General features: G+C 51.0%; 5 protein-coding genes. 3 read left to right on the forward strand and 2 right to left on the reverse strand.

Annotation, left to right across the window (positions count from 1 at the left end; translation table 11 throughout):
* The coding region (locus ACN0WX_RS15275) for a Lon protease family protein (protein ID WP_417623200.1) at positions 1–2107 on the forward strand (2107 nt) is incomplete at its 5' end.
* 82 nt (positions 2108–2189) lie between these two features.
* Here the strand turns inward: ACN0WX_RS15275 and ACN0WX_RS15280 are convergent.
* Positions 2190–3308, reverse strand: a complete 1119-nt coding sequence (locus ACN0WX_RS15280; protein WP_218561564.1) for a mechanosensitive ion channel family protein — start codon at positions 3306–3308, stop codon at positions 2190–2192.
* Between the two features lie 219 nt (positions 3309–3527).
* Here ACN0WX_RS15280 and ACN0WX_RS15285 point away from each other — a divergent pair, with 219 nt between their 5' ends.
* Both ACN0WX_RS15285 and ACN0WX_RS15290 read left to right on the forward strand, forming a co-directional pair.
* The gene (locus ACN0WX_RS15285) at positions 3528–4190 is read left to right on the forward strand and encodes a potassium channel family protein (protein WP_417623201.1); all 663 of its coding nucleotides are present in this window, start codon (positions 3528–3530) and stop codon (positions 4188–4190) included.
* Positions 4187–5554: a TrkH family potassium uptake protein gene (locus ACN0WX_RS15290; protein ID WP_417623202.1), complete on the forward strand. Its 1368-nt coding sequence runs from the start codon at positions 4187–4189 to the stop codon at positions 5552–5554. Before ACN0WX_RS15285 ends, ACN0WX_RS15290 begins: the two co-directional genes overlap by 4 nt.
* A gap of 39 nt (positions 5555–5593) precedes the next feature.
* On the opposite strand, the gene ACN0WX_RS15295 is transcribed toward ACN0WX_RS15290, so the two are convergent.
* Positions 5594–6082, reverse strand: a complete 489-nt coding sequence (locus ACN0WX_RS15295; RefSeq protein ID WP_417623203.1) for a DUF2850 domain-containing protein — start codon at positions 6080–6082, stop codon at positions 5594–5596.
* Positions 6083–6434 lie beyond the last annotated feature (352 nt).

Below are 6434 nucleotides of genomic sequence, written 5' to 3' on the forward strand. Positions count from 1 at the left end.
GTGTGACTGGTGCTATGTGGCTAACTTTGAGGATATCCGTACGCCGCGGGTGCTGAAGCTGCCGCGCGGTGTTGGTCAGGCGTTCCGTCAGGACATTGAAAAACTGATGGTCAAACTGATGAACGCGATTCCGCTGGCGTTCGATAATGAAATCTATTTCAGCCGCGCTGAGAAACTCAAGAATCAGCTGGCGCAAAAGCAGCAGACCGAACTGGAAGAGATTTCGCGCATTGCTACCGAGCAGGGCATCAGTCTGACGATTACCTCCCAGGGTGATTATCAGTTTGTCGCCATGAATGGTGATGAGCAGCATACCGAAGAAACCTTTGATGCGCTGAGTAAGAAAGAGCAGGAACAGTTTGGTCAGATCATTGACGAGCTGGAAGTGGCGTTGCGTAATATGGTGCGTCAATTGACCGAGTGGGAAGAGTCGTACAGCGAGAAAATCAAGAAACTTAACGACGATGTCACTCTGGATGTGATCAGCCACTTTATCAAGCAGCTCAAGCAGGATTACAGCCGTTATCCGGAAGTCAAAAGTTACCTGACTGAACTGCAAAAGGACATCGTCGACAACGTCGAGATCTTCCTGGATGAAAGCGGTGAGCAGAGTGAAATTGCCGGTGCGGCGCTGGATAAAAAACTGCCACGTCGTTACAAAGTCAACGTGCTGGTCAGTCGTCAGTCGGAAGAGTTCCCGATGGTGGTCGAGGAGAACCCCAACTATCACTCACTGTTCGGTTACGTTGAAACGGCGACCTATAAAGGTACCGTATTTACCGATTTCTCCTTGATCCGCGCGGGTAGCTTGCATAAAGCGAATGGCGGTGTATTGCTGATGGATGCGGTGAAGGTACTTGAGCAGCCTTATGTGTGGGACGGCATTAAACGGGCGTTGCGCTCGCGTCAGCTTAGTTTTACATCGTTGGAGAAAGAGGTCACCCTGACGGGGACGGTTTCACTCGATCCAGAACCGATTCCGCTGGATGTCAAAATCATTCTGTTTGGTGATTACCGCACCTACGAACTGCTGACTCATTATGATCCTGAATTCAGCGAACTGTTCCGGGTTACGGCAGATTTTGAAGATGAGATGAAGCGCACTGCCGATAGCGAGCTCCATTACGCGCGTTTTATTTCCAGCATAGTGCATGACAACAATATGCTGCACTGTGACCGTAAAGCCATCGCGCGCATTATTGAGCACAGTTCGCGTATTACCGGCGATCAAAATAAACTCTCGCTGCATTCGGCTCATATTGCCAATCTGCTGCGTGAGTCCAACTATGTGGCGCGTCAGGCGAACTCGAATATGATTCGCCAAAGCCATGTTGATGAGGCGCTGCATAATCAGCAATTGCGGGTTAACCGGATTCAGGAAGGGGTGATGGAGAGCTTCATCAACGGCACTACCCTGATCCAGACTGACGGTATGGCGGTCGGGCAGGTGAATGCGTTGTCGGTGCTGGCGACCAGCGACCATGCTTTTGGTGCGCCGAACCGGATTACCGCCACTACATCGTACGGCGACGGCGATATCATTGATATCGAGCGCAGTGTTGATCTGGGCGGCAGCATCCACTCTAAAGGCGTGATGATTTTGTCGGCTTACCTCAACTCGGTATTTGGCCGAACCGCCCGGGTACCACTCACGACCACGATTACGTTTGAGCAGTCCTACGGTGGTGTAGACGGAGACAGTGCCAGCATGGCTGAGTTTTGTGCCATCGTGTCGGCTTTTTCCAAACAACCTAACCGTCAGGAAATTGCGATTACCGGTTCGATGAATCAGTTTGGTGAGGCACAGCCGATTGGCGGAGTGAACGAGAAAATCGAAGGTTTCTTTGATGTGTGTGCAATCAAAGGTCATCATGCCGGGCAAGGGGTGATCATCCCGCGATCCAACATGCATAACCTGATGCTGCGTGCCGATATCGTCAAAGCTGTTGAGAAAGGTGAGTTCAATATCTGGGCGATTGAACACGTGACCGAAGCGATTGAGTTGTTTACCGGCAAACCTGCCGGGGTTGCAACCGAAGACGGCAGTTATCCGGTGGATACGATTTTTGGTCTGGCACAAGCTAAGTTGAATGCGTTACGTAAGTAATCACATTTTGATGTGATTGCCAAAATCGCCCCGGCTAGGGGCGATTTTGGCCTGCATACTGATAAGGCCGAAATGCTCCGGTTTAACGCGTTTCTGCTACCGAGCCCCGCAATACCTGATCGGGTTGTGGCGACTGCCTGCCGGGATCAATCATCAGGGTACGGGTCGGGAAGGCCACATCGGCACCGTGCTGGCGTACAATCGCCATCACCTTCAACAGCACATCCTGCTTGACTTCATGGAAGCGAATCCAGTTGATGGTTTTGGTAAAGGTATAAATAAAGAAATCCAGCGAGGACGCCCCAAAGCTATTGAAATTGACGATCAGGGTTTGTTCTGCATCGATATCTGGGTGATTTTGCAGCATGTCACGAACATCGTTGATGACGCGTTCCATTTTGTCGGCATCCTGGTAACGCAGCCCTATGGTCTCATGAATACGGCGGTTGAGCATCCGGGACGGATTCTCGACCACAATGTTGCTGAACACCGAGTTGGGCACATATAAAGGACGCTTATCAAATGTGCGGATGATGGTCATGCGCCAGCCGATACGCTCCACGGTACCTTCAATCTGGCGATCCGGAGAACGAATCCAGTCGCCGACTTTAAACGGGCGATCAAAATAGATCATCAGTCCGCCAAAAAAGTTCGATAGCAGGTCTTTGGCCGCCAGACCCACCACCAGGCCGCCGACTCCGCCAAAGGTCAGCAGGCCTTTAAGGCTCAGTCCGAATGCCTGCATAATCGACAACAATCCCGTCATAATAAACAGTAATCGCACCACTTTGGATACCGCTTGTACCGTCGTTTCATCATGGACGCGTTGCACAAGCAGGTGACGTTCGACCTCACCGACCAGACGCAGCAGAATCCAGACAAAAATGGCAATCAGCATCAGTTTTTTGCTGTTTTGCAGCCAGTTGAATTTGGTCTGGAAGTGGTCATCCAGCAGCAACCCGAGTGAAATCGTGCCTGGCCAGCACCAGATCAGGGTACTGATGGGAGTTTTCAGGGAGTGCAGCAGCAGATCATCCCAGTGAATCCGGGTTTTCTCAGTCAGGTTAAACAGGTAGCGGTAAGCCAGGCGCCATATCCCCCAAGCCAGAAAGCTGGCTAGAGTGATCAGTAGTACGCTGTTGTCCCAGTCTTTCAGATAAGGGGATTGTTCAAAGCGCAGGATTAGTTCGTCAATGCTCATGAGAGTGCTTGTGTGAGTAAAATTGAAAGGAAAGTTTTGCCGCACAAACTACCAGAAAAGCTCGTCATTCTCTATACATGACATGCAGCGGACATTGTGGTTATGCTGAAGATTGGTATATAACTTTGGTATGTAAAATGAACAATTTAGCTTTTTAGCACTCTCTAGTTTTGGCAGAAAGAAAACTTTGCATGACGTCGATGGGCATAAGGGAGCAGAATGAAAATTCGTGATAAGCAGTTTGCAGTGATAGGTCTGGGGCAATTTGGTTTGTCGGTGTGTGAGGTGTTGATGGGAGCGGGGGCTCAGGTACTGCCGGTGGATATTGATGAAGACAAAGTCAAAATGGCGCTCAATTTTGCCACGCAGGCCATTGTTGCCAACTGTACGATTGAAGAAACGGTGTTTGAACTCAAACTGAAAGAGTACGACATGGTGCTGATTGCGATTGGTGAAGACATCAACGCTTCCATTCTGACGACATTAGTGGTTAAGGAATCCGGCGCCAAATCGGTGTGGGTGAAGGCGAACGACAAGTATCATGTCAAAATACTGCACAAAGTCGGCGCCGATCACGTGATTATGCCTGAACGGGACATGGGCATCAGGGTTGCGCGTAAGATGCTGGATCGCCGGGTGCTGGAATTTATCGAACTCGGTAGCGGTCTTGCCCTGACCGAAGTGGTCATTGGATCTCAGATGATGGGTAAAAGCATCGGTGATATGCCGGTTTATCATCAAAAAGGCATTCAGGTGCTGGGATTTAAACGCGGACCGGAAGTGACTAGCTCTCCTTCACTGGATACTGTGCTGGAAATCGGCGATATGTTGATTGTGGTCGGCCCGCAGCAGACCCTGACTAAGCAGTTGCAGAACTTATGATACCGCATGAACGCAGCGGGATATTTTATACCCCGGATCAGGACAAAAAACGGCGTCAGGGCTCGGAGCCGAAAATCATTCTGCTCAGCTTTCTTTCGGTGTTAGTGCCGGCGGCCGTGTTGCTGACGCTACCGGTGTTTTCTAAAACCGGCCTTAGCTTTACCGATGCTCTGTTTACCGCGACTTCCGCGATCAGCGTGACCGGTCTTGGTGTGGTCGATACCGGCTCTCATTTTACTCTGGAAGGCAAGATTTTGTTGATGTTGCTGATGCAGATTGGCGGTTTGGGGCAAATGACATTGTCAGCCGTATTGCTTTATCTGTTCGGGGTGCGACTGAGCCTCAAACAACAGGCGATTGCCAAAGAAGCGCTCGGACAGGATCGCTCCGTCAACCTGCAGCATCTGGTCAAGCGAATTATTATTTTTGCCCTGATTGCCGAAAGTATCGGATGGCTGCTGCTGTGCTGGTATTGGGTGCCGAAAATGGGCTGGGCAGAGGGCATGTTCTATGCGTTATTTCACGCTGTATCGGCGTTTAATAACGCTGGTTTCTCGCTGTTTTCAGACAGTATGAGTGCTTATTCCGGTGAGCCGATGCTGTTGCTGACACTGGCAGGACTGTTTATTTTCGGCGGGCTGGGATTCACTGTCGTCGGCGATTTGTGGATGCATCGCCGCAACGGCTGGCGTTGCTTTAGCCTGCATACCCAGATTATGCTGGCGGCGACACTGCTACTGCTGGTCGCAGGTACCTTGTTGTTCTGGCTGCTGGAGCACAACAATCCGGCGACAATGCAAAGTTTGCCGGTCTGGCAACAGTGGCTCGCAGCCTTCTTTCAGTCCGCGACGGCGCGCACCGCCGGATTTAATAGTATCGATGTGGCGCAGCTCACTCAGCCGGCGATGCTGATTATGATCATGTTGATGTTGATTGGTGCCGGTTCAACGTCAACCGGCGGCGGGATTAAAGTCTCGACGTTTGCCGTTGCGGTGGCAGCGACCTGGGCATTCTTGCGCCAGAAGAAACACGTGGTGATGTTTCAGCGCAGCGTGAACTGGCCAACAGTGACTAAATCGCTCGCCATCATTGTGGTGAGCGGAGCCCTGCTGACCGTGGCGATGTTTTTACTCATGCTGACAGAGCAGGCCAGTTTTGAACAGGTGCTGTTTGAGACGATATCTGCCTTTGCGACAGTTGGGCTTAGCGCCGGATTGAGCGCTCATTTATCCGAACCGGGTAAGTACATCCTGATTGTGGTGATGATTATCGGCCGTATTGGTCCGCTGACGCTGGCTTATATGCTGGCCCGCCCGCAGGCAAGTCTGCTCAAGTATCCTGAAGACGACGTGCTGACCGGCTAAGCTCTGTTTACGCCGGGAGTTAGGAGCGCCTGCGCTGTTTCACTCTGCACTGAAATGCTCGGACAGTGCGGCGCGGCGCACCTGACCGCCGACCTGTTCATCGCTGACGGTGTGTTCATAGCCTTGTTTGATAAGGCGCTGGGCAGGCAGGTCGGGTTTGAGACGCTTGAGCTGAGGTGAGTTAGGGGTTCCAGCCATCTGATAAAGGCTGACACCACCGCCGGTTTTGATGGAGATGGTTTTACCATCAAATTCAAATTGGGTGCTGACCATACGGCCGTTACGAAATACGCCCTGATCGTTGAGGGTCAGAACATCCGTCTGGTAGGGCGGCGTACCGATTTCGATCCAGGTGCCGTAAACGTGGCTCTGATCGACATAGTCACGGTAACTGACCAGGATCAGAGCGGCGAATCCACCCGCCATAGCACACAGCGTGAGCCAGAAAACTGCTTTGGTGGCTATACTGCCAAAGCGCGGCCCGGCAGGGCGGCTTTCCGCTCGATTTCCTTGATTACCTGCCGCCACGCTGTTTACTCCCGTGTTGACTCTGTTTGAAGAAATATCCTTAAATTCAATGTGAGATAGAGTGTCTGAGCGTCTGTTGCAGCGCAAATTCCTCACATCAAAGCTTGATCCTTATTCCAAATTGTCCGCTATGGTATGCCGTAACGGCTTAATACCTTGGGTTAACTTACCTGCACATCTTAGGTGACGTATCTGGCCTAGCCTGTTTTACGCTGTATTGATGGCAGCCGACTGTTATAAAGCATGGTTTACATCTTGTGTAATGGTCAAACTTAGGTTAAAAACAGTCAGCTAACACAGGTTAGTGATGAATACACTTTGACAAGGAAGAAAAATGATTAAGGAAAACACC

The organism is Parasphingorhabdus sp., from assembly GCF_048269915.1.
GTDB lineage: Bacteria > Pseudomonadota > Alphaproteobacteria > Sphingomonadales > Sphingomonadaceae > Parasphingorhabdus.